A 24,067-nucleotide genomic window follows, 5' to 3' on the forward strand; every position below is an offset into this window, starting at 1 on the left:
GTGGTGTTCAGCCGAGACGGGAGGACTTCTGGGCGAGGCGGTCTTCGAAACCGGGCACGTCGATGATGAAACGCTCGTGCGTCCCCGAGCCGATCTCCTCGACGTCGTCGACGACCTTGATCGAGAAGACGACGCGACGGCGGTCGACCTCGGTGACGGTGGCTGTCGCCGTCACGGTCTGCCCGAGCAGCGTGGCCGCGGTGTGTGCGAGCTCGACCTTGGTGCCGACGCTGGCCTGGTCGTCGCGCAGGTACGGCGCGAGCGCCTCGATCGCGGCCTCCTCGAGGAGGAGCACCAGGTTGGGGGTGGAGAAGATGTCGAAGCGGCCGCGCCGGGTGGTGTGCTGCGTCTCGACGGTGCGCACCAGGACGCCTTCGGTGCCGGGGGCAAGCTCTGTCATCGGGTCGTTCTCCTCGTGTGGGTCGGGGCGTGGGTGCGGGAAGGTCGGCGGGGGCAGGGCATCAGTCGGTCGGCGGCTGCGGCGAGCCGGCCGGGCGGTGCGGCGGGGGGCCGGGGCGCATGGGGTCGACGACCACGCCCGCCTCGGCCAGTGCGGTGACCTCGCTGGCCGAGAACCCCCCCACCTCCTCGAGCGCGGCGCGGGTGTCCTGGCCGAGGAGGGGCCCGGCGTTGCCGCGCCGTGCCGGTGTCCGAGACATCCGCATCGGTGACCCGAGCTGCCGGACCGATCCCATGACCGGGTGCTCGGCGTCCCAGAAGTAGCCACGCTGGTTGAGGTGGTCGTCGTTGAAGACCTGCTCGTAGTTCGCGATCGGCGCGCAGGGCACACCGGCCGCGTCGAGCCGCTCGATGACCTCGTCGGTGGTGAGGGTGGCGGTGACGGCCTCGATGGACGGGATGAGGGTGGGTCGGTGCGCGTGCCGGTCGGACGCGCTCGCGTAGCGCTCGTCCTCGAGCAGCGCGCCGAGGTCGAGTGCGCGACAGAAGGCCTCCCAGGTCTTGGGAGTGACCGCGCCGACCGTGACGTGGCCGTCGGACGTGCGTACGGCCTGGTAGGGGGCGGTGCTCTGGTGGGCGGACCCCAGCGGGGCACCGACCTCGCCGGTCGCGAAGTACTTGCCCGCCTCCCAGATCGCGAACGAGACCCCGGCCTCGAGGAGCGAGACGTCGAGGTGCTGGCCCTCGCCGTCGATGTCGCGCTGCCGGAGGGCGGCGAGCACGGCCATCGAGACGTACATCGCGCAGACGAGGTCGCAGATCGGGACCCCGATCTTCACCGGGTCACCGTCGGCGGTCCCGGTGATGCTCATCAGCCCGCCGCGGGCCTGCGCCATGATGTCGAGCCCCGGCAGCATGGCCAGGGGTCCGTCCTGCCCCCAGCCCGAGGCGGAGGCATAGATGAGGCGCGGGTTGAGCTGTCGCAGCTCGTCGTAGCCGAGACCGAGCCGCTGCATCGTGCCCGGCCGCAGGTTCTCCACCAGGACGTCCGCGCCCTCGACCAGCCGGCGGAACGCCGCCAGCCCGTCGGGATGCTTCAGGTCGAGGCCGACCGACTCCTTGTTGCGGTTGAGCCGGGCGAACGGGGAGCTCTCACCGGCGACGAAGGGGCCGGTGGCACGCACCGGGTCGCCGCCCGTGGCCGGGTTCTCCACCTTCAGCACCCGGGCACCGAGGTCGGCGAGGTGCATCGTGGCGAACGGGGCAGCCATGAATGCCCCCACCTCGAGGACAACGATGCCGTCGAGCGGCCCGGATCCCTTCGTGGTGGGTGGTGATGCGGGGGTGGTCATCGGCTGTCCGATCTCTTCTGGAAGCGGCGGAATCCTGGCGTCCGGGTGTCCGACCGGCCCGCGAGAGGCCTTGCCTTGTCGACCCGCGACGGAATACTGTCTACAGAACATCAGCCGCTGTGGCAAGCATCACAAGGGAATTCATGTGAAATGCCGCACTGCCGCGACCGTCGCGGCCGGGCTGCGGCACACGGTCGGACCGCCGTGCCGACCGGATCGTGCGAGAGGGTGAGTCATGAGTCCACACCAGGAACCTGCGGGCGCCGAACGGCGCATCGCCGCGCCACCCACGATGTCCGTGCTCGCCGCCGAGGCGCTCCGCTCCATGATCCTCAGCGGTGAGCTGCTGCCCGGCGACCGACTCCCGGAGAACACCCTGACCGCCCAGCTGGGCGTCAGTCGCTCGCCCCTGCGGGAGGCGATGGCCGTGCTCGAGCAGGAGGGTCTGATCGTGCAGGCGCCCCGGCGCGGTGCGATCGTCAGGCCGCTCACGGCCCACGACATCTACGAGATCTACACCCTGCGCGCCGAGCTCGAGACGCTCGCCGTCCAGCTCGGCGTCCCCGTGGTGGAGCAGAGCCGTCTGGACCGGCTGCGCGCCGCCTACGCCGACCTCGAGGCCACCACCGGCGTCGACCAGGAGGAGCACACCAGGCACGCGTTCGCGTTCCACCTCGCCCTCGTGGGGCTGGCGGGCCACAGTCGGATCGAGGAGACCTACCGGTCCCTGTCGTTGCAGATGCAGCTCTGCATGGCGATGAACCGGCGCGCGCGGGCCGGCCTGGAGTCCATCGCGGAGGATGCCGTCCGACACCGACCCCTGCTCGACCTCGCGGTGGCCGGGGACCGCGACGGGTTGCTCGAGGTGCTCCGCGACCACGGCCAGCGCACCTTCCTCCTCGATGCCGAGGAGCTCCTCGGCGGGAACTCGCCCCAGTCGGAGGCCTGGTTCGCAGAGGTCCGCGCGCAGCTGGAGTCGTCCGCTCAGGACGCTCCGGACACGCCGGACGACGCTCCCGGGCAGGGCGCGTGATGGCGGCCGGCAGGCCCGCGGAGGCGGGCACGGACAGTCCCGCGCTGACCCGGCTCCGCGAGGCCGTGGGCTGGCAGGGCCCCCAGCGCGTCGACGTGATCGAACGACGACACCTCGCCGACTACCGCCGCACCCTCGGCCTGGACCCACAAGGCACCGACGTCCCGTTGACGATCTGCGCCTGCTTCCTGTCCGAGCCCCCGCCGATGCCGGCGGCCGAGGCCTACGGGCTCGGCTGGATCAACGGCGGTGACCGCTTCGAGTACGCCGGGCCGCGGCTCACCCTCGGGGACGAGCTGCGCTCTCGCCTGACCTTCACGGCCGTGAGCGAGAAGCACGGCCGCAGCGGGACGTTGGCCGTGCTCACCTTCGAGACCGAGTTCGTCCGCCCGGACGACACGGTCGCCGTCCGCCACATCGGGACGAGGATCCGCCGATGACCGACGCCACGCCCGAGCGCTTCGAACGCGCCCACACCGCCTCGCTGCGCACCCTCGTCCAGTACGCCGGGTCCAGCGGTGACTTCTACGAGATGCACTACGACCTGCCCTTCGCGCACGAGCGCGGCCACCCCGAGCTGTCCGTCCACGGGCTGCTGAAGGCGGCATGGCTCGGACAGCTCGTCGACGACTGGTTCGCAGGCCGGGGCCGGGTCACCTCGTTCGAGGTCTCCTACCGCGGGATGGACTTCCGCGACCAGGCGGTGGCCTGCGGCGGCGAAGTGACTCGGCGGGAGGGCTCCACGGTCGAGCTCTCGCTCTGGACACGCAACGGCGACGGCGACATCACGACGACCGGCGCCGCCACGATCGAGCTCGACGACCCCTCAGGGAGCAACGCATGACCTTGGACCAGATCAGGACGCTGGTGGCCGGCCTCGGGCACCCGGTGGTGACCGGCGAGCCGGAGTCGGCGGGCCGGTTCCCCGACGGGCGCCGGTACCGCATCGAGATCCCGAGCTGTGAAGGGCCGGCCGTGATGGCGGCGGTGCTGGAGGAGGCCACCACCCGCGGGGTCCCCATCGACCGCATCTCCCAGGGCAGCGGCATCATGATGCTCACCGACGACGAGATCACCGCGATGGTGGAGCTCGCCCGCGACCACGACGTCGAGGTCTGCCTCTTCCTCGGTCCGCGCGGCGCCTGGGACACCGGCGCGCAGGCCAAGGTCTCGGCCGCCGTCGGTGGCGCCGCCCGCGGCAACGCGGCGGTCGGCGCCTCGCTGGCCGACGCCGTCCGCGCCTGCGACCTGGGCGTGCGCAGCCTGCTCGTCGGTGACCTCGGCGTCCTCGAGCTGCTCGGCCGGATGAAGGCCGCCGGCGACCTCCCGGCCGACCTGGTCCTCAAGACCTCGGTGCTGATGCCGCTGGGCAACGGACCCACGGCGGCGCTCTACGAGCGGGCGGGCGCCACGAGCCTCAACGTGTCCACCGACCTCACCATCGCGCAGCTCGCCGAGATCCGGGCGGCGACGACCGCACCCATCGACATGTACCTCGAGGTCCCCGACGACCAGGGCGGCAGCGTCCGGATGTACGAGGTGGCCGAGGTCGTGCGGGTGGCCGCGCCGGTCTACCTCAAGCTGGGGGTGCGCAACGCCCCCCACATCTACCCCGTCGGGGCACACCTCGCCCGCGTGGCGGTGGACCTGGGCCGGGAGCGGGTCCGCCGGGCCGAGCTCGTCCTGCGGCTGCTGGCCGAGCTGGCCCCCGACCTCGTCGAGCACCCCACCGCCCCCGCCGTCACCGGGACCCGCGCATGAGGGGCGGTCCGCTGCTGGTGACGCTGCGCGGCGTGGCGCCCGTGGTCGAGCCGGGCGCCTGGGTCGCGCCCACCGCGGTGCTCGTGGGCCGCGTGACGGTGCGCGCCGGAGCCAGCATCTGGTTCGGCTCCGTCCTCCGCGCGGAGGAGGGCACGATCGAGGTCGGACCGGACGCCAACATCCAGGACAACTCCGTCCTCCACACCGACGACGGGTTGCACCTCTCCGTGGGCCGCAACACCTCGGTCGGCCACGGCGTCGTGCTGCACGGATGCTCGATCGGCGAGGACGTCGTGGTCGGCATGGGCTCGCGGGTGCTCAACGGGGCGCGGGTCGGCTCCGAGTCGCTCCTCGCCGCGGGAGCAGTCGTGCTCGAGGGCCGGGAGACACCTCCGCGGTCCCTCCTCGCGGGTGTCCCGGCCAAGGTGCGCGGCGAGCTCGACGAGGAGAAGGTCGAGGGCCTGCGCGAGAACGGCCGGATCTACCAGCGGCTGCGAGACGAGTACCTCCTCGCCCTTCCGTGGGACGACGCCCGATGAGCGGCGCGGCGCTCGACGAGCTGATGGCGGCGCTGCCCGCCGACGTGGTGGTCGTCGAACCGGTGACCGTCGAGAACCATCGCCGCGACCGCGCGGACCTGTGCCCGGCCGGGACGCCGCTGGCCCTGGTGCGGCCACGGACGACCGAGCAGGTGCAGGTCGTCATGCGGTGGGCGACCCGACACCGCGTGCCCGTCGTCCCGCAGGGAGCGCGCACCGGCCTCTCCGGTGGCGCGAACGCCGTGGACGGCTGCCTGTTGCTCTCGCTGGCCCGGATGGACGCGATCGTCGAGATCGACCCGCTCGACCAGGTCGCCGTCGTCGAGCCCGGTGTCGTCAACGCGGTCCTGTCGCGTGCTGCCCTCGACGCCGGGCTCTACTACCCGCCCGACCCGTCGTCGTGGGAGGAGTCGACGATCGGCGGCAACATCGCCACGAACGCCGGCGGCCTGTGCTGCGTGAAGTACGGCGTCACCGGCGACTTCGTGCGCGGCCTCGAGGTCGTGCTCGCCGACGGTGAGGTCATCCGCACGGGCCGGCGCACGGTGAAGGGTGTGGCCGGCTACGAGCTGACCAAGCTGCTGGTGGGCTCGGAGGGGACGCTCGGCGTGATCACCCAGGCCACCGTGTCGCTGCGACCGGCTCCCGAGGACGCGCTGACGATGGTCGCGCTCTTCGACGCGGTGCCACCTGCGCTCGAGGCCGCCATGCAGATCATGTCGTCGGGCATCCGGCCCTCCCTGCTCGAGTTCCTCGACGGCCCCTCCATCGCCGCCATCCAGGCCTACCGGGACATGGGCCTGTCGGAGTCGGCGCAGGCCATGCTGCTGCTGCAGTCCGACCGCGGGCCGCTGGCCGCCGACGACGTCACGGCCATGGGCGAGCTGTGCGAGCGGCTCGGCGCCACCGACGTCGCCGTCGCGAGCGACGCGGAGGAGTCGGAGATGCTGCTCGCCGCGCGCCGGATGATCAACCCCGCGGTCGAGCACGTCGGGGCGAGCTTCGTCGACGACGTCGCCGTGCCGCGGGCCAGGCTCGTCGACCTGCTCGACGGCATCGCCGGGATCGCCGCCGAGCACGACGTCCGGATCCTGTGCCCCGGACACATCGGTGACGTCAACATGCACCCCCACGTGGTCTTCGACCGCGGCGATGCCGCGTCCGCAGCCCGGGCCGAGGCCGCGTTCGGCGCGATCATGCAGCTCGCGCTCGAGCTCGGGGGGACCATCACCGGCGAGCACGGCGTCGGGACCTTGAAGAGGCCGTGGCTCGAGCAGGAGATCGGCAGCGTCGGGCTGCGCCTGCAGCGGCGGGTCAAGGAAGCGTTCGACCCGCTCGGCCTCCTCAACCCCGGCAAGGTCGTGTGACCCGCATCCCCAGTCCTGCCCTGCCCCGGGTGACACCACCCGGGCACCCACGCACACCACCAGCACCTCACAGGAGACGGCAATGAGTGACCCCATGAACGTCCTGGCCGCCGAGCACCGGCGGCTCCGGATCGGCGACACCTGGCGCGCCGCCGCCGACGGGGCGACGTTCGACGTCGAGGACCCGGCCACGGGCGCGATCATCGCCGAGGTCCCGGACGCCGGCCCCGAGGACGGCCTCGCCGCCCTCGATGCCGCGACGGAGGCGATGGCGGCCTGGGCAGCGACACCGCCGCGCAAGCGCTCGGAGCTGCTGACCGCGACCTACCAGGCCCTGACCGACCGGACCGAGGAGATCGCCCGGCTCATCACGCTCGAGATGGGCAAGCCGCTCGCCGAGGCCCGTGGCGAGGTGGCCTACGGCGCGGAGTTCTTCCGCTGGTTCGCCGAGGAGGCGGTGCGCGTGGAGGGCCGCTACAGCACCGCTCCCGCCGGGGGCTACCGCATCCTCACCGTGCCGAAGCCGGTCGGCCCGTGTGTCTTCGTGACACCCTGGAACTTCCCCCTGGCCATGGGGGCGCGCAAGATCGCTCCGGCGTTGGCCGCTGGCTGCACGACGATCACCAAGCCTGCCGGGCAGACGCCCCTCACGATGCTGCTCCTCGCCCGCATCATGGAGGAGGTCGGCGTCCCTCCGGGCGTCGTCAACGTGGTGACGACCGAGCGTTCCGGCGAGGTCGTCTCGGCGCTCCTCGCCGATCGGCGGACCCGCAAGGTCTCGTTCACCGGCTCGACCGAGGTCGGCCGCCTGCTGCTGCGTCAGGCGGCCGACAACGTGCTGCGGACCTCCATGGAGCTCGGCGGCAACGCGGCCCTGATCGTGTGCGCCGACGCCGATCTCGACGTGGCGGTGGACGGCGCGATGGTGGCCAAGATGCGCAACATCGGCGAGTCGTGCATCGCGGCCAACCGCATCTACGTCGAGGAGCCGGTGCGCGAGGAGTTCACGGCGCGCTTCACCGAGCGGATGGGCGCGCTGTCGATGGGCCACGGGCTCGAGGACGGCACGGACGTCGGGGCGCTGATCGACGAGGCCTCGGTCACCAAGATCGACGGCCTCGTCACCGACGCCGTCGAGCGCGGCGCCAAGGTCCTGGTGGGCGGCGAGCGCCCGGACGGCCCGGGGTACTTCTACCCGCCGACGGTCCTGGTCGACGTCCCCGAGGACGCCCGGCTGCTGGAGGAGGAGATCTTCGGCCCGGTGGCGCCGATCATCTCCTTCACCTCCGACGACGAGGTGATGGCGAAGGCCAACGACACCGAGCACGGCCTGGTCGGCTACGTCTTCACCCGGGACCTCCAGCGCGCGCTCCGCTTCACCGAGGGCCTGGAGACCGGGATGCTCGGCATCAACCGGGGCCTGATCTCGGACCCGTCGGCCCCCTTCGGCGGCGTGAAGCAGTCCGGGATCGGCAAGGAGGGGTCGCACGAGGGCATCCTCGAGTACCTCGAGGTCACCTACGCGGCGGTCGACCTGCCGTGACCGACCTGCTCCGGGTGCCCGTCAGCGAGCACCGCGACGTGTCCACGCGCGTCCTCACCGCCCTCGGGGTGCCGGAGGCGGCGGCGCGCGAGCAGGCGGAGCTGCTGCTGGAGGGCGACCTCCGCGGCCACGCCTCCCACGGCCTCCGCCGCCTCGACATGCTCGCCCAACGGCTGCGCAGCGGTGCCGCACGGGCGGACGCCCGGCCCACGAGCACCTGGGTCACGGAGTCGGTCCTCGTCGTCGACGGTGACGGCGGGCTCGGTCCCCCGATCGCCCGGCGCGCCACCGAGGAGCTGCTCGGCAGGGTCGCCGAGAGCGGGGTGGCGGTCGCCGCCGTCCGCAACGCCAACCACCTGGGCATGCTTGCGCCCTACGTCGAGGCGATGGCCGCGGCAGGAGTCGTCGGCATCGCGCTGACCACCAGCGAGGCCCTGGTCCACCCGTGGGGCGGGACCCAGGCACTGGTCGGCACCAACCCGCTCGCCGTCGCGGTGCCGGTGCCGGGCGAGGACCCGCTCGTCCTCGACATGGCGACCGGCCAGGTGTCGCGCGGCAAGGTCCTCGACCACGCCGCCCGCGGCCTGCCGCTGGCGCCCGGGGACGCTGTCGACGCCGACGGCGTGCCGACCACGGACGCCGCCGCCGCGGTCGACGGGGCGATCAGTCCGTTCGGGGGCCCGAAGGGCTACGCCCTCGGCGTCATGCTCGAGGTGCTGGTCGCGACCCTGACCCGCACGGCGCTCGGCCAGGACGTGCGCGGGACCCTCGACCCGACCGATCCGTCCACCAAGGGCGACCTCTTCATCGCCATGGACCCGGCGGTCTTCGGGTCCGGCACCGCTCCGGTCGCCGACTACCTCGCCACGCTCCGGCAGACCACGCCGGCGCCGGGGCACGACCGGGTCCTCGTCCCCGGCGACCGAGCCCGGGCCACCCGCGCCGCCAACCTCGCTGCCGGCGTCCCGGTCGCCCAGGGGACCTGGGCGACCGCCCAACAGATCGCAGCCGACCTCTCCGAAAGGCACTGACATGCTCGAGACCGTTCGTGGACCACGCCAGCTGATGGTGGGCGAGGGAGTCGCGGAGAACGTCCCGCGGGTGGTGGCCGAGTGCGGCTCGCGCGTCCTCATCGTGACCGACCGCGTCCTCCTCGCCCAGCCGCGGGTGGCCGAGCTGATCGCCGCCGTGCAGGCCAGGGTCGCCACGGTGGCGGTCTTCGCCGACGCGACGCCCGACGTGCCCCTCACGGACGTCGACCTCGCGGTGGCCGCCGCTGCCCAGGTCGACGCGGATGTGCTGCTCGCCATCGGTGGCGGCACGGTCATCGACCTCGCCAAGATCGTCGGGGTCATCCACCGCTACGGCGGAGCGCCGCGCGACTACTACGGCGAGTCCCGGGTGCCCGGACCGACGATGCCCCTCGTGGCCGTGCCCACGACATCCGGCACAGGCTCCGAGCTCACCCCCGTGTCCGTGCTGACCGACCCCGAGCGCGAGCTGAAGGTCGGTGTCTCGAGCGTCCACATCGTGCCCGACTTCGCCGTCGTCGACCCCGAGCTCACCTACTCGTGCCCCGCGACCGCCACGGCGTACTCCGGCATCGACGCGTTCTGCCACGCGGTCGAGAGCTACATCGCCGCCCCCCGTGCCCACGAACCGCGCGACCTGGTGGAGCAGGTCTTCCTCGGCCGCAACCCGATCACCGACCACTACGCGCTCCAGGGCGCCGAGCGCATCGCCCGCAGCCTGCGCCGCGCCGTCCGCGACGGCAACGACGTGGTGGCCCGGGCGGACATGTCCTACGGGTCCGTGCTCGCCGGGCTGGCGTTCTCGCACGCAGGCAACGGCGCCCCGCACGCCCTGCAGTACCCGATCGGCGCAGCCACCCACACGCCGCACGGCCTCGGAGTGGGACTGCTGCTGCCCTACGCCCTGGTCGCGGCGCGCGAGGTGATCGGCGACCGGCTGGCCACCTTGTCGAGGGTGTGCGGACTGGAGGTGGACGGCTCCTCGGAGAGCGAGGCCGCGGACGCGTTCGTGCCCTGGCTCGTCCAGCTGCTGGCAGACATCGGCATCCCCGCCAGCCTGGCCGACATCGGCGTCGAGCGCGCCGACCTGCCGCGGTTCGCCGACATGGCCAGCGGGGTCACCCGGCTGATCCAGAACCACCCGGGTCCGACCGACACCGCCAGCCTGACGGCGTTGCTCGAGGCCGCGTGGCTCGGCGACCCCACCGCAGCGACTCGCTGATCGACCGGGACGTCACGCGCTGACGTCGACCCACCGCTCCCCCACCGCGACCGGGCGCACCCGGCCGCCCGTGGCCGCGGCGACGAGCTCGTCGAGGCGCTCGACCTCACCGGGCGGGGCGGCCAGCAGCAGCCGCACCTGCGCGTCGTACGTCGCGTCGAGGACCGCGACGCCCCGTGCGCGCAGCTCCCCCTCCACGCGGCCCGCGTCGGCGTGGTCGAGGTCGACCGCCAGCTCGGTCAGCAGCGAGCGGCGCAGCACCCCGGCCTCGGCCACCGCACCCCGCACGGCGTCGCCATACGCCCGGACCAGGCCGCCCGCGCCCAGCAGCGTGCCGCCGAACCACCGGGTCACCACCGCCGCGACGTCGCTCAGCCCGGCCCCGCGGAGCACCTCCAGCATCGGGGCGCCCGCCGTGCCCGCCGGCTCGCCGTCGTCGGAGGAGCGCTGGACGGCGGCGTCCGGACCGAGCACGAACGCCGAGCAGTGGTGGCGCGCGTCCCAGTGCTCGCGGCGCAGGGCGGCCACGAGCGCGCGGGCCTCGTCCTCGGTGGACACCCGGCGCAGCGTGCACAGGAAGCGCGAGCCGCGGTCCTCCACCATCGCGCTCGCGTCGCGCGCGATCGTGAGGTAGGACGTCACGCCGGGCGTTGCGACGGCTCGTCGGTCGTGTCGGGCTCGGCGGCGGGACTCTCGGTGGGACCCTCGGTGGGATTCTGGGCAGGACTCTCGGTGGGGCCGGGCTTCCAGCGCACCACCACCTCCTCGAACCCCTTGTGCCGCTGCATGCCCGCGTAGAGGGCGTAGGCCGTGCGGTCGGCATCGGTGAGCTCGACGTTGTCGGTGAACGGCGTGAGCAGGGCCCGCGGCCACAGCCGGCGCGAGAGCACCACGTTGATCTCGGTGGCCAGCACGGCCATCACCGCGCCGATCCACAGGAAGCCGATCAGGCCGAGGACGAGGCCGAACGTCTTGGTCATCGAGGTGGTGTTGACCAGCGTGCGGTCGACGTAGGCCGCGCCGCCGATCTGGAGCAGCTGCCACATCACCGCGAGGGTGAACCCTCCCGGCGCCGCCCGCCAGAACGAGTGCTGGCCGGTGGCGGCGAAGCGGAAGAGGTAGGTCAACCCGGTGCCGACCAGCAGCACGGTGAGCAGCGGGAGCAGCCCCTTCACCGCGCCGCCGATGACCTCGGTGAACAGGTCGGTGGTGCTGGCGATGGTCGACACGATCGTCACCGCGAGCAGCGAGAGGCCGGCGGTCAGGAGCAGCAGCAGCGTCTTGACCCGGGCGTAGAACGGGTTGGGACGGCTGTTGCGCGGCACCGACCAGGCGACGTGCTGGGTGTTCTGCAGCGCCTGGCCGAGCCCCATCGCGCCGTAGAGCGCGGCGAGCCCACCGACGACGACACCGGTGACCGAGCCCTGCAGCCCCTCGGGCCGGCCGAGCTCGTCGCCGATGATCGGGAACTGCGAGAGCGCGGAGTTGAGGATCGCCTCCTGCCACTGCGGCTCGTTGCGCAGGACCAGGCCGAGGATCGAGGTGCCGAGCAGCATCAGCGGGAAGATCGCGATGAAGGCGTAGTAGGTCAGCGCGGCCGCCAGGTAGGGACCCTGGTCGTCGAAGAACTTGTAGACGACGGCGATCGGGAAGCCCAGCACGGGATGCCGACGCTGGAACCCGTCGACTGCCGAGACCGCTCCCACCTGATGGAGGCTACCGGGCGCATCCGCCGATCCCGTCACCACCAGCCGAGCAGCTGTCCGCCGAGTCGCACGACGAACCCCGACACCACGACGAGGAAGAACGCCCGGACGAAGCGCGCGCCGCGCGCCATCGCCAGCCGGGCGCCGCAGTAGCCGCCGGTCACGTTGGCAGCCGCCATGACCAGCGCGAGGTCCCAGATGACCGCGCCCTGGGGGATGAAGACGGCCAACGCGGCCAGGTTGGTCGCCCAGTTGGCGAGCTTGGCCTTGGCGGACGCCTCGAGGAAGTTGTAGCCCAGCAGCCCGACCAGCGCGAACACCAGGAACGAGCCGGTGCCGGGGCCGATGGCGCCGTCGTAGAACCCGATGGTCAGGCCGGTCAGGGCCACGACGGCGAGGTGTCGGCCCTGCTGGAAGCGCAGCCGGGTCAGCTCGCCGACGCTGGGGCGCATCAGGACGTAGCCGCCGACGACCACCAGCACCACGAGGATGATCGGGTCGAAGGCGCTGCGCGGCAGCATCGAGGCCACCAGCGCTCCCCCCGCCGACCCGAGGCCGGCGGCCAGCATCAGCGGCAGGAACGTGCGCGGGTCGGGCCGGATGCGCCGCACGTACGTCGCTGCGCTGATCGACGTGCCGCAGAAGGAGGCCAGCTTGTTGGTGGCCGCGATCTGGACCACCGAGGCGCCCGGCAGGCCGATCAGCAGGGCGGGCAGCTGCACCAGGCCACCGCCGCCGACGACGGCGTCGACGAACCCGGCGACCAGCGCCGCCAGCACCAGGAAGAGGACGACCTCGGCGGAGAGGTCACCCATGTCGAGCCCCCACGTCAGCTGGAGGTGGTGTCTCGGCTGAACTCCTGCACGACGACGGCGTCGTAGTCCTCGGGCATGGTGGCGCTCAGGCCGGGGCAGACGAACTCCTGCGACTGGTCGGGCTCCATGGTGGCGGCCGAGCAGTTGAGGGTCGCGACCGGCGCCCCGTCGGCGGAGAACACCATCTCGAAGAGCGCTGCCCGCTCCTCGTCCGAGGCGTTGGTGATCGTGCCCCTCACCTCGGGGGTGGTCACCTCCTCAGCGCCCGTCGACCGCTTGACGCCGGTGAGCTTCCAGCCCTCCTCGACGCTGAAGCCGTTCCAGGTGAAGGCCTCGCCGACCTCGACCTCGACCGGGTCGGTGCCGGTGTTGACGTCGTCGCCGCACGCGCCCAGCGCGCCGAGGCACGCGAGGGACAGCACGGTGGCAGCGAGCCGCCTCACGAGGAGGCCACGAACGTGAGCAGGTCCTGGCGGGTCAGCACGCCGATGGGCTTGCCGTCCTCCTGCACCAGCACCGCGTCGGCGTGCTCGAGGAGCTTGACGGCGTCGGCGGCGGCCTCGGTCGAGCCGATGGTCGGCAGCGCCTCCGACATGTGGTCCTCGACCTGGTCGGTCAGCTTGGCGTTGCCGGTGAAGAGCGCGTCGAGGAGGGTGCGCTCGGAGACCGATCCGGCGACCTCGGCCGCCACGATCGGCGGCTCGGCCCGGACGACGGGCATCTGGCTGACGCCGTACTCCTGCAGGATGTGGACGGCCTCGGCGATCGTCTCGCCGGGGTGGGTGTGCACCAGGTCGGGCAGCCGGCCGGCCTTGCCGTGCAGCACCTCGCCGACGGTGCGGTGGTCGGCCTGCGCGCCGGTGGCGAAGCCGTACTGGCCGAGCCAGTCGTCGTTGAAGACCTTGGTGAGGTAGCCGCGGCCCGAGTCGGGCAGCAGCACCACGACCACGGCGTCGGTGCGCCCCTCGGCGGCCAGCTCGTGGGCGACCTGGCGGGCGGCGAAGGCGGCCATGCCGGCGGACCCGCCGACGAGCATGGCCTCCTCACGGGCCAGGCGCCGGGTGAAGGCGAACGAGTCGGCGTCGGAGACCTCGATGACGCGGTCGGCCACGCCCCGGTCGTAGGTGTCGGGCCAGAAGTCCTCGCCCACGCCCTCGACGAGGTAGGGACGGCCGGTGCCGCCGGAGTAGACCGACCCGGCCGGGTCGGCGCCGACGACCTGGATGTCGGGGTTCTGCTCCTTGAGGTAGCGCCCCACCCCGCTGATCGTGCCGCCGGTGCCCATGCCGGTCACGAAGTGGGTGATCCGGCCGTCGGTCTGCTCCCAGATCTCCGGGCCGGTGGTCTCGTAGTGCGAGCGCGGGTTGTGGGGGTTGGAGTACTGGTCGGGCTTCCACGCCCCGGGCTGGGAGGCGAGGCGGTCGCTGACGTTGTAGTAGGAGTCGGGGTGCTCGGGCGCGACGGCGGTCGGGCACACCACGACCTCGGCGCCGTAGGCCTTGAGCACGTTGCGCTTGTCCTCGCTGACCTTGTCGGGGCACACGAAGATGCAGTGGTAGCCCTTCTGCTGGGCCACCATCGCCAGCCCGACGCCGGTGTTGCCCGAGGTCGGCTCGACGATCGTGCCGCCCGGCTGAAGCTCCCCCGACGCCTCGGCGGCCTCGATCATCCGGGACGCGATGCGGTCCTTCACCGAGCCGCCCGGGTTGAGGTACTCCACCTTCGCCAGCACCAGGGGGGCGGCCGCGCCCTCGGGGAGGTCGAGGGTCCGGCCGAGCCGGACGAGCGGAGTGTTGCCGATGAGGTCGAGGAGCGAGTTCACGTACTGCACCCGGCCAATCTAGCCCGCCGTTCGCCCGAGACCGTCACTGCCGTTGCGTAGCATCAGGGTGTGGGGGCAACAGGAGCAGCACGCAAGCTGGCATCGGCCGCCGCCCTGGGCGGTGGCGGGCTGTCCGTGCTCGGCGCCGGGCTCTACGGGGTCCTGGTCGCCGAGGCGAGGTTCGCGCGGCGGATCATCGGCAACGCGACCGACATCCCGCCCGACGCCACCGGCTGGTACGGCCGCGGCCGTCCCGGGCCGGCGATCCGCATCGCCCTGCTGGGCGACTCGGCCGCTGCCGGCTACGGCGTCGAGCGGGTCGAGGACACGACCGGCGCCCACCTGGCCACCGGCGTCGCCGCCCAGGCCGACCGCCGGGTCCACCTGCGCTCGTTCGCCGTGGTGGGCGCCCAGTCGAGCGCGCTGGGCGAGCAGGTCGACGCCGCGATCGGCACCCACCCCGACCTCGCCGTCGTGCTCATCGGCGCCAACGACGTCACCAACACCGTGCTGCCGTCCGCGTCGGTGCGCCACCTCGCGGAGGGCGTACGCCGCCTGCGCGAGGCGGGCATCGTGGTCGTCGTCGGCACCTGTCCCGACCTCGGCACCATCCGCCCCATCCCGCCGCCGCTCAAGCAGATCGCCCGCGAGTGGTCGCGGCGCCTCGCGGCCGCGCAGACCATCACGGTCGTGGAGAACGGCGGCCGGTCCGTCTCGCTCGGCGACATCCTCGGCCCGGAGTTCGACGCGGCTCCCGCGGTGCTCTTCGGTCCCGACCGGTTCCACCCCTCGGCCGACGGCTACAAGCAGCTCGCGTCGGTGCTGGTCCCCTCGTGCCTGGCCGCCCTCGACCTGCTGCCCGAGGACGAGGCGATGCCCGAGCCGCGGCGTCGCGAGGGCATCCTCCCGGTCGCGGCCGCGGCCGTGCGTGCCGCGCGCACGCCCGGCACGGAGGTCGACGGCACCGAGGTCGGCGGCACCCAGCGCGGCCTGCGCGGTCGCTGGGTCGAGCTGCGGCACCGCCGGCGCCGCCCCACCCCCGACGCGGAGTCGCCGGGCGAGCACGAGGAGGAGGACACCGCCGGGGTCTCCCCCGCCGGCACCTCCCCCGCCAGCGGCTGAGCCGGCAGCAGCTCCGCCGGCCAGGACTGAGCCTCCGGACGCACCGCGGCCCGCCCGAGCTGTGCTCGGGCGGGCCGTGGTGTGTGGTTCAGGTGGTGCGGCTCAGCGGATCAGTCGCCACGCAGGATCGCGAGGATCCGGAGCAGGTTGGTGTAGATCCAGACCAGGCTGACGGTCAGGCCGAAGGCCGCGCGCCACGACTCGCGCTCGGGGAGGCCGGCGGCGACGCCGTTCTCCACGAAGTCGAAGTCGAGGATCAGCATGAAGACACCGAGCGTCAGGCCGACGATCGACATGACCAGGCCCAGGGTGCCGAAGCCGAACAGGCCGGTCTGGACGCCGAAGAGGCTGAGCACCAGGGACAGCAGGCCGAGGCCGACCATGCCGAGCATGCCCGCGACCACGAAGGTGCGGAACTTGGCGCCGACCTTGATGTCGAAGAACTTGTAGGCGGCCAGCGTGCCGATGAAGGCGGCGAAGGTGCCGAGCACGGCCTGGGTGACGATGCCGTCACCGAACTGGGCGTCGAACACCTTGCTGATCGCACCGAGGGCGACACCCTCGGCGGCAGCGAAGGCCAGGACCAGGGCGGGGCTGATCACGCGCTTGAAGCTGTTGACCAGCGACAGCAGGAACGCGCCGCCCGCGCCGAGCATGGCCAGCAGGCTGGCCTGACCCAGTGCGTCGCTGTCGGCCACGGTGCGGCCGAACGAGTCGGTCGTGACCATGTCGCCGATCCACCACCAGGTGAGGAACGCCGTCACGAAGACGAGGCCCACCGACATGGCGGTCTTCTGCACCACCGAGTCAACGGTCATCCGGCCCTGGTCGACCTGACCGGGCGCGCCGGTGCCCCACGTCGACGGGTCGGTGCCGGCGTCGCCGTAGCCGGGGTAGGCGGAGCCGCCGCCGGCGTAGGTCTGGTTGCCGTAGGCGTTCGACGAGGCGCGGTTGAACTCCTCGGAACGGGCGAAAACAGGGTTGTTGCTCTTCATGGTCTCTCCTTGGAGGCCGCCCCCGGAGCTTCCGGAGGGTGGGCGCCGTCGCGGTGACGACGCCTGTGGTGTCACGCCACTCTAGCCGGGGTGACATCGGTTGAAACGCGGGCACGGACCGCAGTGTTCCCCTCACAGCAACTTCTCAGGTTGGCGCGCGATGTCAAGCGACCTTGACAACTCTGGTCATGTCAAGCACCCTTTACGTCGTGCGCAACACCGTCCGCGAGGTACGGCTCGAGCGCGGCCTGTCGCAGGCCCAGCTCGGGGAGGCGATGGGCGTCTCGCGTCAGACCATCATCTCGATCGAGACGGGGCGCTACCTCCCGTCCCTCCCGTTGGCCGTCAGCCTCGCCCGATTCTTCGACACCGCAGTAGAGGAGCTCTTCCATGACGACGACTGACGTCACGCAGCGCAGGCGCTGGACGATCCCGACCGTCGCAGTCGCGATCGGTGTGGCCTACCTCGTCGCAGGCCTCATGGGCGGCGACACGGCCTTCGCGTGGGGCGGCCTGGCCCTGATGACGGCGGTGGCCGTCGGGGCCTGGTTGCTCAGCATGCGCAGCGAGACCGTCGAGGGACTGCTCGATCGCCGGGACGAACGCATCAACAGCATCGACCGCGACGCGTCCCTCGTCAGCGGGATGGTCGTCCTCGTCGCGGTCCTGGTGGGATTCGTCGTGGAGGTCGCCCTCGGGCGGGACGGACAGCCCTACGTCACCCTCGGCGCCATCGGCGGACTGGCGTACGTCGCCGCGCTGGTCTGGCTCCGCTTCCGCCGGTGATCCGCCGCAGGCACGACCTGGAGCCCGATCGCGACCTGGTGGTGCCCCGGCTGGGGTTCGAACCCAGACTGTGCGGTTTTTAAGACCGCTTCCTCTACCGGTTGGGATACCGGGGCGGCGACCTGGAGCCAGGTCAGAGGTAGGTCTTGCGAGCGTAGACGGCGTGCGCGCCGGCCGCGCGGTCGAGGAAGAGCAGCCCGTCGCAGTGGTCGATCTCGTGCTGCAGCGCCCGCGCCTCGAACGCCTCGGCCTCGATCTCGACCTCCTCGCCGGTGCCCGGCAGCTGCCCGCGTACGACGACCCGGCTGGCGCGCTTGACGTCGCCGGTGAGGTCCGGCACCGACATGCACCCCTCGCGGGCCTTCTCGTTGCGGCTGCCCGAGACGACCTCGGCGTTGCAGAGCACGAAGGTGCCGTGGTGCGCCCGGGTCTTGGGGTGCGCGGACACGTCGACGCAGAACACCTTGGCGCCCACCCCCACCTGCGGCGCGGCCAGGCCGACGCAGCCGGGCGAGACCCGCATGGTGGCGACCAGGTCGGCGGCGAGCCGGACGACGTCGGGCGAGGTCGGGTCGACGCTCTCGCCGACCGTCGACAGCACGGCGGCGGGCGCGCGGACGACCTCGCGGAGCTCCCCGGCCACGCCGAGGTCGGTCTCGGTCCACTCCAGGACCCGGGTGTTGACGACCATCGCTCGCGTGCTCAGAGCTCGTCGGTGTCGGCGGCGCGGAGGGTGACCCCCACACCGAGGTCGGCCGCGACCCGGGAGAGCTCGCGCTCCACGGCGCTGGCGTCGGCGCCGGACGGGAGGTCGACCTCGGCGACGAGCAGGTAGAGGTCGCCGGCCAGCCGGGTGGTGAGGTCGGTGATGTTGCCCCCGACGCCCGCGATGACCGCGACGACGGCAGACACGATGCCGGGCCGGTCGCCGCCGTGGACCGACAGCACCCACGACGTGCCGTCGCCGGCCGCCCGGTGCTCGGTGGGGACCTCGCGGACCGTCACGGTCAGGCTGCCGTCGGCGGTGAGCGGCGCGAGCGCCTGCTCGATCTCGGCGTCGGGCGCCGAGCCCTCGCAGACCAGCATCATCGCGAAGTGGCCGCGCAGCAGGGTCATCGTCGAGTCCTCGAGGTTGAGGCCCAGCCCGGCGAGCCTGCCGGTGGTCTCGGCGATGATGCCGGGGCGGTCGTGGCCGAGGACGGTGATGGCGTGGAGGGTCACGCCGCGCATCCTCTCAGCCGGCGGCGTCGGTCAGCTCGCGGGCACGCTCGAAGACCTCGTCGGTCATCTCGCGGGTGAGCCGGCGGGTGTAGGTGTTGTGGGGCGAGGGGTGGTAGCAGCCGAGGAGGGTCACGCCGCCCAGCACCACCTCGGCACCGTGGCCGAACCGCGGGCGCTGCGCCGGCGCCGGCGCACCGGCCGCGACGAGCGAGCGCACCGCGCCGTCCCACCCGAAGCCACCGAGCGCCACCACCACCCGCACCGTCGGCAGCAGCGCCAGCTCGGCGGCGATCCACGGCGCGCAGGTGTCGCGCTCGACCGCGGTGGGCTTGTTGTCCGGCGGTGCGCAGCGCACGGTCGCGACCATCCGGGCGCCCAGCAGCCGCTGCCCGTCGCCGGCGTGCTCGCTCGTCGGCTGCGCGGCCCACCCGGTGCGGTGCAGGCTGGCGAAGAGCCAGTCGGCGCTGGGGTCGCCGGTGAAGATCCGTCCGGTGCGGTTGCCGCCGTTGGCCGCGGGGGCCAGGCCGACGACCAGGAGCGCGGGCTCCGGGTCGCCCCAGCCGGGGATGGGCCGCCCCCAGTAGGGCTGGTCGGCGAACGAGGCCCGCTTCGCCACCGCGACGTCCTCGCGCCAGGCGACCAGGCGCGGGCACGCGGAGCAGACGCTCACCCGGGCGTCGAGCTCGGCCAGCGGCACGTCGCTCGCGAGACGGCGTACGTCGTCGGCGTCGCGCGCGACCGGGGTGTCGGGGGCGGCGGGGTCGTCGGGCCATCCGGTGCCGGGCGCGACCGGGCTGGAGAACGCGCCGCCCACGACGGGGTGCGGCAGGAGCACCGGCTCGCTCATCGCCCGATCGCCGCCGCCATGCCGTGGAGGATGTCGGCCTCGGACACGACGTGCTCGGTCACCGGCACCCGGTCGAGGATCCGGCTCCAGATCAGCGCACCGGCGCCGATCACGTCGGCACGACCGGGATGCATGTAGGGCAGCGTGCGCCGCTCGGCCACCGTCATCGCCACCAGGTCGTCGACGAACGAGGTCGTCGTGGCGTTGGGCAGCACCGCCCCGTCGAAGCCGTCGCGGTCGTAGCCCGCCAGGCCGAGCACGCCGCACGCGATCGTCTTGATGGTGCCCGAGGTGCCGATGACCGTGCGCGCCCGCTGGAGCGGGACGCCGCAGTCGTCGAGGTGCCGGTCGATGTCGGCGACGCAGGCGGCGACCTCGGCCGCGGTCGGGGGGTCGCTGTGGAGGTGGCGCTCGTGCAGGCGCACCGAGCCGATGTCCATCGACACCGCCTGCCGCTCCTCGCCCCCGCCCAGCACGAGCTCGCTGGACCCGCCGCCGATGTCGACGACGAGCACGGGCGCCGGCGGCACCGGGTCCTGGGCGGCGATCGCGCCGGCGTAGACCAGCGCGGCCTCCTCGTCGCCCGACAGCACCTCCGGCTCGACACCCAGCCGCGCGCGCACGCCGTCGGCGAACACGCCCGCGTTGGCGGCGTCGCGGGTGGCCGACGTGGCGCAGAAGCGCACCCGCTCCGGGGCCACGCCCTGGCCGCGGACCATCGCGGCCAGGTCGTCGATGGCGGCGAGCGTGCGAGCCAGGGCCTCGTCGGCCAGCACGCCTGTGCGGTCCACGTCCTGCCCGAGGCGTACGACGCGCGACTCGCGCAGCACCACGTCGAGCCGGCCGCCGTCGAGCACGCGTCCGACGAGCAGCTTGATCGAGTTGGTGCCGCAGTCGACGGCGGCGACGAGCCCGGGATCGGTCATGGCGTCATTGTGCCGCCCCGGATCGGGGCGTCCGGCGGCTCGCGTCAGTCGGCGCTCACGCAGGGCCCGGCCGACCACCAGTCGCCGAGGAGGTCGAGGACCTCGTCGCCGAGGGGGTTGACCCCGCGACCCATCGCCAGCGACTGCGCGGCGAGCACGTGCAGGCACTTGACCCGGTCGGGCATGCCGCCCGCGGTGATCCCCTCGATCTCGGGCACGTCGAGCCCGGCCCGCTCGGCGACCTCGGCGCGGGCCTCGAGGTAGCGCTCGTGCGCCCGGCGGTAGGCAGCGGCCAGCTCCTCGTCGGTGCCGAGGCGGGCCTGCATCTCCTTCATCAGGCCCGAGCCCTCGAGGGTGCCGATGCGCGAGGCAGCCCGCGGGCAGGTGAGGTAGAAGGTCGTGGGGAAGGGCGTGCCGTTGGGCAGCCGCGGCTCGGTGGTCACCACGTCGGGGTTGCCGCAGGGGCACCGGTGGCCCACGGAGTCGATGCCGCGCGGGCGGCGCTTGAGCTGGGCGCGGATGGCGGCCTCGTCGGCCGGGTCGATGCGCTGCTCGGGCGAGGGGGTCGGCGCGTCGTCGCTCACTGCTTCGTTCCGTCGGTGGTGCCGTCGACCAGGTCGGCCGGGCGCTGCTCGGGCGGGGGCGGGTTGCCGGCGAGCTCCATGGACTCCCAGGCGGTCGTCCACCAGGCCGTGGGCACCGTCTTGATCACGTCGTCGGGGTCGTTGAGGGAGGCCTGCGCCTCGAGCGGCCTGCCGTCGGGCCCGGTCACCTCGAAGCCGGCCTCGCCGGGCATCAGGTAGCCGAACCGGGCGCGGGCCTGGGCCTTGACGTAGGCCGGGTCGTCCCAGCGCTTCTTCTCGCGCTCGAGGTCGTCGATGCTGGCCTCCCGCTCGGCGATCTGCGCCTTGAGGTCGCCGATGTGGGAGCGCTGCTGCAGGTAGGCCCGCAGCGAGGACGCGTAGGACACGGTCAGCACCGCCAGCACGAGCACCAGCACCGCCGCGCGGCCGGTGAAGCGGGGACGCCGCGCGGCCGGCCGCGCCGGGCCCGGGCGCGCCGCGGCACCGCCCGGCTCGCCCGGGCGGGCGGACGTCGTCCGCGCCGCCGCGCCGCGCGGGCGCGAGCCGCGGGACCCGGGGCGCGTGCTGTTGCCCTGCCTCGGTCCGCGCGACCCGTTGCGGCCGCCGGGCCCGCCCCGAGGCGTACGGCGCTGGGAAGGCATGGCGCCCAGTGTGCCTGCTTCAGCCGCCGAATCGCGGGAAGGCACCCCGGCCGGCGTAGCGAGCCGCGTCACCCAGCTCGTCCTCGATGCGGAGCAGCTGGTTGTACTTGGCGACGCGGTCGGAGCGGGCCGGCGCACCGGTCTTGATCTGGCCGCAGTTGGTGGCCACCGCCAGGTCGGCGATCGTGGTGTCCTCGGTCTCGCCCGAGCGGTGGCTCATCATGTTGCGGAAGCCCGCGCGGTGGGCGAGCTCGACCGCGTCGAGGGTCTCGCTGAGCGAGCCGATCTGGTTGACCTTCACCAGCATCGCGTTGGCCTGGCCGCCGTCGATGCCTCGCTGCAGGCGCTCCACGTTGGTCACGAAGAGGTCGTCGCCGACCAGCTGCGTCCGGGTGCCCAGGGCCTCGGTGATCGCCTTCCAGCCGTCCCAGTCCTCCTCGTCGAGCGGGTCCTCGATGGAGACGATCGGATAGGCGGCGACGAGGTCGGCGTAGTAGTCGACCATCGCGTCCGTGGTCGTCTTCTTGCCCTCGAACGTGTAGGAGCCCTTGTCGTGGAACTCGCTGGCCGCGACGTCCATCGCGAGGGCGATGTCCTTGCCGAGGGTGAAGCCGGCGGCCTTGACCGCCTCGGCGATCAGGTCGAGCGCGGCGCGGTTGCTCGCCAGGTCGGGCGCGAAGCCGCCCTCGTCGCCGAGCCCGGTGGACAGGCCCTTCTTCTTCAGCACCGACTTGAGTGCGTGGTAGACCTCCGCGCCGTGCTGCAGCGCCTCGCGGAAGGTCGGCGCGCCGATCGGCGCGATCATGAACTCCTGGACGTCGACGTTGGAGTCGGCGTGGGCGCCACCGTTGAGGATGTTCATCATCGGCACCGGCAGCAGGTGCGCGTTGGGGCCGCCGACGTAGCGGAACAGCGCCAGCCCGGCCGACTCCGCGGCGGCCTTGGCGGTCGCGAGGGAGACGCCGAGGATCGCGTTGGCGCCGAGGTTGGCCTTGTTGGCCGTGCCGTCGAGGTCGAGCATCGTCTGGTCGACGAGGCGCTGGTCGTCGGCGTCGAGCCCGACGATCGCCCCGGAGATGGTGTCGAGGACACCGGTGACGGCCTTCTGCACGCCCTTGCCGAGGTAGCGCTTGCCGCCGTCGCGCAGCTCCACCGCCTCGAAGGCGCCGGTCGACGCCCCGCTGGGCACGGCCGCCCGACCGAACGCACCGTCCTCGAGCAGCACCTCCACCTCGACGGTGGGGTTGCCGCGCGAGTCGAGGATCTCACGGGCACCGACAGCAGCGATGATCGACATGGAGGACTCCTGGGGAACGTCGGTAGGGGAACGTCGGTAGGTGAACGTCGTGCTCGACCGCCAGCCTAGTCGCGCCCGACCCCGACGTCGCCGGGGCGTCCGAACGGGTGGCCGGCGTCGGCCGGGGGTGCCTACGCTCTGCGCCGAGGTCCTCGGCCGGGCCATCCTCGTCGCGCTGGGCACCGCCGTCGTGCTCTACCTGCTGGTCGCCCTGGCGCTGGTGCACGTCCTCGGCGCCGCCCTGGTCACGTCCGCGGTGCCGGTCGCCGACGCCACCGCCGCGCGACCTGCCCGGCCACCTGGCGTCCGTCGACCCGCGACACCGGGTCCCCGACACGGCGCAGGTCGTCATCGGTGCCGCCGTGGTCGCCCTGGTGCTGCTCGTCGACCTGCGCGGCGCGATCGGCTTCTCGTCGTTCGGCGTGCTCGTCTACTACGCCGTCGCCAACCTCGCGGCCCTGCGCCAGCCCGCCGAGCACCGCCGCTGGCCGCGCGCCCTGCAGGTGGCCGGGATGGCCGGCTGCGTCGCGATGGCCGCCGCGCTCCCCCTCGGCTCGGTCCTGGCCGGGCTGGCGGTCCTGGCCATCGGGGTCGCCGGCCGCCTCGTGGCCCGCCGGCTCACCACCGCGCCCTGACTGGCCTACTCGGCCTTCTCGGCCCTCTCAGCCGCCTTCGCGGCGTTGTAGAGGCGCATCACCTCGGCGGTGTCGGTCGCGACGGCGTCGCCGAAGACGTGCGGGTTGCGGCGCTCCATCTTGGCGATCACCCCGCGAGCCACGTCGTCGAGGGTGAACTCGCCGGCCTCCTCGGCCATCACCGCGTGGATCACCACCTGCAGCAGCAGGTCGCCGAGCTCGTCGCACAGCGCGGCCGGGTCGCCCGACTCGATCGCCTCGACGACCTCCTCGGCCTCCTCGCGCACGTAGGGGATCAGCGAGGCGTGGGTCTGCTCGCGCTTCCAGGGGCACTCGCGCTGGAGCACCCGCATCTGGTCGGCGAAGGCCTCCAGCGCGGAGCCCTCGGCGCCGTCGGTGCCCTGGGGAGCGCCGCCCGTCATG

General features: G+C 73.0%; 29 protein-coding genes and 1 tRNA gene. 13 read left to right on the plus strand and 17 right to left on the minus strand.

All coding sequences use genetic code 11. The features are described from left to right. Window positions 1-7 precede the first annotated feature (7 nt). Both JX575_RS15560 and JX575_RS15565 read right to left on the minus strand, forming a co-directional pair. Entirely contained in the window at window positions 8-400 is a 393-nt protein-coding gene (locus tag JX575_RS15560; protein ID WP_186342731.1) for a hotdog domain-containing protein, read from the minus strand. A 61-nt stretch (window positions 401-461) separates the two neighbouring features. Further along, window positions 462-1,751, minus strand: coding sequence for a CoA transferase (locus JX575_RS15565; protein WP_186342730.1), 1,290 nt, complete (start codon window positions 1,749-1,751; stop codon window positions 462-464). Between the two features lie 235 nt (window positions 1,752-1,986). Between JX575_RS15565 and JX575_RS15570 the strand changes: the two genes are divergently transcribed. The 9 genes from JX575_RS15570 to JX575_RS15610 all read left to right on the plus strand — a co-directional run bounded on the left by JX575_RS15570 (window position 1,987) and on the right by JX575_RS15610 (window position 10,247). Further along, window positions 1,987-2,784 carry a GntR family transcriptional regulator gene (locus tag JX575_RS15570; protein ID WP_186342729.1) on the plus strand — a complete coding sequence of 266 codons (798 nt, stop codon included), beginning with the start codon at window positions 1,987-1,989 and terminating at the stop codon, window positions 2,782-2,784. Beyond that, on the plus strand, window positions 2,784-3,224 hold the full coding sequence (locus JX575_RS15575) for a MaoC family dehydratase N-terminal domain-containing protein (RefSeq protein WP_186342728.1): 441 nt from the start codon (window positions 2,784-2,786) through the stop codon (window positions 3,222-3,224). The genes JX575_RS15570 and JX575_RS15575 overlap by 1 nt, the downstream gene beginning before the upstream one ends. Next, window positions 3,221-3,628: a MaoC/PaaZ C-terminal domain-containing protein gene (locus tag JX575_RS15580; RefSeq protein ID WP_186342727.1), complete on the plus strand. Its 408-nt coding sequence runs from the start codon at window positions 3,221-3,223 to the stop codon at window positions 3,626-3,628. The genes JX575_RS15575 and JX575_RS15580 overlap by 4 nt, the downstream gene beginning before the upstream one ends. Then, window positions 3,625-4,545, plus strand: coding sequence for a U32 family peptidase (locus JX575_RS15585; protein WP_186342726.1), 921 nt, complete (start codon window positions 3,625-3,627; stop codon window positions 4,543-4,545). The genes JX575_RS15580 and JX575_RS15585 overlap by 4 nt, the downstream gene beginning before the upstream one ends. After that, entirely contained in the window at window positions 4,542-5,084 is a 543-nt protein-coding gene (locus JX575_RS15590) for a gamma carbonic anhydrase family protein (protein WP_186342725.1), read from the plus strand. Before JX575_RS15585 ends, JX575_RS15590 begins: the two co-directional genes overlap by 4 nt. After that, window positions 5,081-6,451 (plus strand): FAD-linked oxidase C-terminal domain-containing protein, encoded by a 1,371-nt coding sequence (locus JX575_RS15595; RefSeq protein ID WP_186342724.1) that lies wholly within the window; start codon window positions 5,081-5,083, stop codon window positions 6,449-6,451. The genes JX575_RS15590 and JX575_RS15595 overlap by 4 nt, the downstream gene beginning before the upstream one ends. 82 nt (window positions 6,452-6,533) lie before the next feature. After that, window positions 6,534-7,994 (plus strand): NAD-dependent succinate-semialdehyde dehydrogenase, encoded by a 1,461-nt coding sequence (locus JX575_RS15600; RefSeq protein WP_186342723.1) that lies wholly within the window; start codon window positions 6,534-6,536, stop codon window positions 7,992-7,994. Further along, entirely contained in the window at window positions 7,991-9,025 is a 1,035-nt protein-coding gene (locus JX575_RS15605; RefSeq protein ID WP_186342722.1) for an Ldh family oxidoreductase, read from the plus strand. Before JX575_RS15600 ends, JX575_RS15605 begins: the two co-directional genes overlap by 4 nt. A 1-nt stretch (window position 9,026) precedes the next feature. Next, complete coding sequence (locus tag JX575_RS15610) at window positions 9,027-10,247, plus strand: iron-containing alcohol dehydrogenase (protein WP_186342721.1); 1,221 nt, start codon at window positions 9,027-9,029, stop codon at window positions 10,245-10,247. Between the two features lie 12 nt (window positions 10,248-10,259). On the opposite strand, the gene JX575_RS15615 is transcribed toward JX575_RS15610, so the two are convergent. From JX575_RS15615 to JX575_RS15635, 5 genes are read right to left on the minus strand one after another with little or no spacing between them, the layout of a single operon-like run. Next, on the minus strand, window positions 10,260-10,889 hold the full coding sequence (locus tag JX575_RS15615; RefSeq protein ID WP_186342720.1) for a YigZ family protein: 630 nt from the start codon (window positions 10,887-10,889) through the stop codon (window positions 10,260-10,262). Continuing rightward, the gene (locus JX575_RS15620) at window positions 10,886-11,953 is read right to left on the minus strand and encodes a YhjD/YihY/BrkB family envelope integrity protein (protein WP_186342719.1); all 1,068 of its coding nucleotides are present in this window, start codon (window positions 11,951-11,953) and stop codon (window positions 10,886-10,888) included. Before JX575_RS15620 ends, JX575_RS15615 begins: the two co-directional genes overlap by 4 nt. A 35-nt stretch (window positions 11,954-11,988) precedes the next feature. Then, window positions 11,989-12,768, minus strand: a complete 780-nt coding sequence (locus JX575_RS15625; RefSeq protein WP_186342718.1) for a TSUP family transporter — start codon at window positions 12,766-12,768, stop codon at window positions 11,989-11,991. Between the two features lie 14 nt (window positions 12,769-12,782). After that, entirely contained in the window at window positions 12,783-13,190 is a 408-nt protein-coding gene (locus JX575_RS15630) for a hypothetical protein (RefSeq protein ID WP_186342717.1), read from the minus strand. Window positions 13,191-13,207: 17 nt separating this feature from the next. Continuing rightward, window positions 13,208-14,599 (minus strand): cystathionine beta-synthase, encoded by a 1,392-nt coding sequence (locus JX575_RS15635; protein WP_186342716.1) that lies wholly within the window; start codon window positions 14,597-14,599, stop codon window positions 13,208-13,210. A gap of 60 nt (window positions 14,600-14,659) precedes the next feature. On the opposite strand from JX575_RS15635, the gene JX575_RS15640 reads away from it, so the two are divergent. Further along, window positions 14,660-15,712 (plus strand): SGNH/GDSL hydrolase family protein, encoded by a 1,053-nt coding sequence (locus JX575_RS15640; protein ID WP_186342715.1) that lies wholly within the window; start codon window positions 14,660-14,662, stop codon window positions 15,710-15,712. Between the two features lie 110 nt (window positions 15,713-15,822). On the opposite strand, the gene JX575_RS15645 is transcribed toward JX575_RS15640, so the two are convergent. Beyond that, on the minus strand, window positions 15,823-16,707 hold the full coding sequence (locus JX575_RS15645; RefSeq protein ID WP_186342714.1) for a Bax inhibitor-1/YccA family protein: 885 nt from the start codon (window positions 16,705-16,707) through the stop codon (window positions 15,823-15,825). Between the two features lie 188 nt (window positions 16,708-16,895). Here JX575_RS15645 and JX575_RS15650 point away from each other — a divergent pair, with 188 nt between their 5' ends. Continuing rightward, on the plus strand, window positions 16,896-17,111 hold the full coding sequence (locus JX575_RS15650) for a helix-turn-helix transcriptional regulator (RefSeq protein ID WP_222129838.1): 216 nt from the start codon (window positions 16,896-16,898) through the stop codon (window positions 17,109-17,111). Then, on the plus strand, window positions 17,098-17,493 hold the full coding sequence (locus tag JX575_RS15655) for a hypothetical protein (protein ID WP_186342713.1): 396 nt from the start codon (window positions 17,098-17,100) through the stop codon (window positions 17,491-17,493). Before JX575_RS15650 ends, JX575_RS15655 begins: the two co-directional genes overlap by 14 nt. Window positions 17,494-17,532: 39 nt before the next feature. Here the strand turns inward: JX575_RS15655 and JX575_RS15660 are convergent. The 8 genes from JX575_RS15660 to eno form a co-directional block, all read right to left on the minus strand. After that, window positions 17,533-17,609, minus strand: a tRNA-Leu gene (locus JX575_RS15660). A gap of 17 nt (window positions 17,610-17,626) precedes the next feature. Beyond that, the gene (gene def / locus JX575_RS15665; protein ID WP_186342712.1) at window positions 17,627-18,184 is read right to left on the minus strand and encodes a peptide deformylase; all 558 of its coding nucleotides are present in this window, start codon (window positions 18,182-18,184) and stop codon (window positions 17,627-17,629) included. A gap of 11 nt (window positions 18,185-18,195) precedes the next feature. Beyond that, the gene (locus tag JX575_RS15670) at window positions 18,196-18,714 is read right to left on the minus strand and encodes an ACT domain-containing protein (protein ID WP_186342711.1); all 519 of its coding nucleotides are present in this window, start codon (window positions 18,712-18,714) and stop codon (window positions 18,196-18,198) included. A 13-nt stretch (window positions 18,715-18,727) separates the two neighbouring features. Further along, the gene (locus tag JX575_RS15675; RefSeq protein WP_186342710.1) at window positions 18,728-19,561 is read right to left on the minus strand and encodes a uracil-DNA glycosylase; all 834 of its coding nucleotides are present in this window, start codon (window positions 19,559-19,561) and stop codon (window positions 18,728-18,730) included. Continuing rightward, on the minus strand, window positions 19,558-20,487 hold the full coding sequence (locus JX575_RS15680; protein WP_186342709.1) for an exopolyphosphatase: 930 nt from the start codon (window positions 20,485-20,487) through the stop codon (window positions 19,558-19,560). Before JX575_RS15680 ends, JX575_RS15675 begins: the two co-directional genes overlap by 4 nt. Before the next feature lie 44 nt (window positions 20,488-20,531). Beyond that, the gene (locus tag JX575_RS15685) at window positions 20,532-21,032 is read right to left on the minus strand and encodes a DUF501 domain-containing protein (protein ID WP_206054665.1); all 501 of its coding nucleotides are present in this window, start codon (window positions 21,030-21,032) and stop codon (window positions 20,532-20,534) included. A gap of 35 nt (window positions 21,033-21,067) precedes the next feature. Then, a complete protein-coding gene (locus JX575_RS15690) occupies window positions 21,068-21,712 on the minus strand; it encodes a septum formation initiator family protein (RefSeq protein WP_206054419.1) in 645 nt (214 codons plus the stop codon). A 19-nt stretch (window positions 21,713-21,731) separates the two neighbouring features. Continuing rightward, complete coding sequence (gene eno / locus JX575_RS15695; RefSeq protein WP_186339024.1) at window positions 21,732-23,009, minus strand: phosphopyruvate hydratase; 1,278 nt, start codon at window positions 23,007-23,009, stop codon at window positions 21,732-21,734. Between the two features lie 362 nt (window positions 23,010-23,371). Here eno and JX575_RS15700 point away from each other — a divergent pair, with 362 nt between their 5' ends. Next, window positions 23,372-23,644: a hypothetical protein gene (locus JX575_RS15700; RefSeq protein WP_186339025.1), complete on the plus strand. Its 273-nt coding sequence runs from the start codon at window positions 23,372-23,374 to the stop codon at window positions 23,642-23,644. A 5-nt stretch (window positions 23,645-23,649) separates the two neighbouring features. On the opposite strand, the gene JX575_RS15705 is transcribed toward JX575_RS15700, so the two are convergent. Continuing rightward, window positions 23,650-24,066 (minus strand): MazG nucleotide pyrophosphohydrolase domain-containing protein, encoded by a 417-nt coding sequence (locus JX575_RS15705; RefSeq protein ID WP_186339026.1) that lies wholly within the window; start codon window positions 24,064-24,066, stop codon window positions 23,650-23,652. Between the last annotated feature and the right edge of the window lies 1 nt (window position 24,067).

Origin of the sequence: Nocardioides sp. zg-1228, from assembly GCF_017086465.1 — a bacterium.
Taxonomy (GTDB): Bacteria; Actinomycetota; Actinomycetes; order Propionibacteriales; family Nocardioidaceae; genus Nocardioides.

What these genes read in the sequence shown, in the direction of transcription:
- JX575_RS15600 (WP_186342723.1), top strand. Translation starts at nt 6,534, where the DNA reads ATGAGTGACCCCATGAACGTCCTGGCCGCCGAGCACCGGCGGCTCCGG.
- eno (WP_186339024.1), bottom strand. Translation starts at nt 23,009, where the DNA reads ATGTCGATCATCGCTGCTGTCGGTGCCCGTGAGATCCTCGACTCGCGC.
- JX575_RS15565 (WP_186342730.1), bottom strand. Translation starts at nt 1,751, where the DNA reads ATGACCACCCCCGCATCACCACCCACCACGAAGGGATCCGGGCCGCTC.
- JX575_RS15580 (WP_186342727.1), top strand. Translation starts at nt 3,221, where the DNA reads ATGACCGACGCCACGCCCGAGCGCTTCGAACGCGCCCACACCGCCTCG.
- JX575_RS15675 (WP_186342710.1), bottom strand. Translation starts at nt 19,561, where the DNA reads ATGAGCGAGCCGGTGCTCCTGCCGCACCCCGTCGTGGGCGGCGCGTTC.
- JX575_RS15650 (WP_222129838.1), top strand. Translation starts at nt 16,896, where the DNA reads ATGTCAAGCACCCTTTACGTCGTGCGCAACACCGTCCGCGAGGTACGG.
- JX575_RS15575 (WP_186342728.1), top strand. Translation starts at nt 2,784, where the DNA reads ATGGCGGCCGGCAGGCCCGCGGAGGCGGGCACGGACAGTCCCGCGCTG.
- JX575_RS15570 (WP_186342729.1), top strand. Translation starts at nt 1,987, where the DNA reads ATGAGTCCACACCAGGAACCTGCGGGCGCCGAACGGCGCATCGCCGCG.
- JX575_RS15560 (WP_186342731.1), bottom strand. Translation starts at nt 400, where the DNA reads ATGACAGAGCTTGCCCCCGGCACCGAAGGCGTCCTGGTGCGCACCGTC.
- def (WP_186342712.1), bottom strand. Translation starts at nt 18,184, where the DNA reads ATGGTCGTCAACACCCGGGTCCTGGAGTGGACCGAGACCGACCTCGGC.
- JX575_RS15590 (WP_186342725.1), top strand. Translation starts at nt 4,542, where the DNA reads ATGAGGGGCGGTCCGCTGCTGGTGACGCTGCGCGGCGTGGCGCCCGTG.
- JX575_RS15625 (WP_186342718.1), bottom strand. Translation starts at nt 12,768, where the DNA reads ATGGGTGACCTCTCCGCCGAGGTCGTCCTCTTCCTGGTGCTGGCGGCG.
- JX575_RS15705 (WP_186339026.1), bottom strand. Translation starts at nt 24,066, where the DNA reads ATGACGGGCGGCGCTCCCCAGGGCACCGACGGCGCCGAGGGCTCCGCG.
- JX575_RS15680 (WP_186342709.1), bottom strand. Translation starts at nt 20,487, where the DNA reads ATGACCGATCCCGGGCTCGTCGCCGCCGTCGACTGCGGCACCAACTCG.
- JX575_RS15595 (WP_186342724.1), top strand. Translation starts at nt 5,081, where the DNA reads ATGAGCGGCGCGGCGCTCGACGAGCTGATGGCGGCGCTGCCCGCCGAC.
- JX575_RS15645 (WP_186342714.1), bottom strand. Translation starts at nt 16,707, where the DNA reads ATGAAGAGCAACAACCCTGTTTTCGCCCGTTCCGAGGAGTTCAACCGC.
- JX575_RS15610 (WP_186342721.1), top strand. Translation starts at nt 9,027, where the DNA reads ATGCTCGAGACCGTTCGTGGACCACGCCAGCTGATGGTGGGCGAGGGA.
- JX575_RS15585 (WP_186342726.1), top strand. Translation starts at nt 3,625, where the DNA reads ATGACCTTGGACCAGATCAGGACGCTGGTGGCCGGCCTCGGGCACCCG.
- JX575_RS15655 (WP_186342713.1), top strand. Translation starts at nt 17,098, where the DNA reads ATGACGACGACTGACGTCACGCAGCGCAGGCGCTGGACGATCCCGACC.
- JX575_RS15690 (WP_206054419.1), bottom strand. Translation starts at nt 21,712, where the DNA reads ATGCCTTCCCAGCGCCGTACGCCTCGGGGCGGGCCCGGCGGCCGCAAC.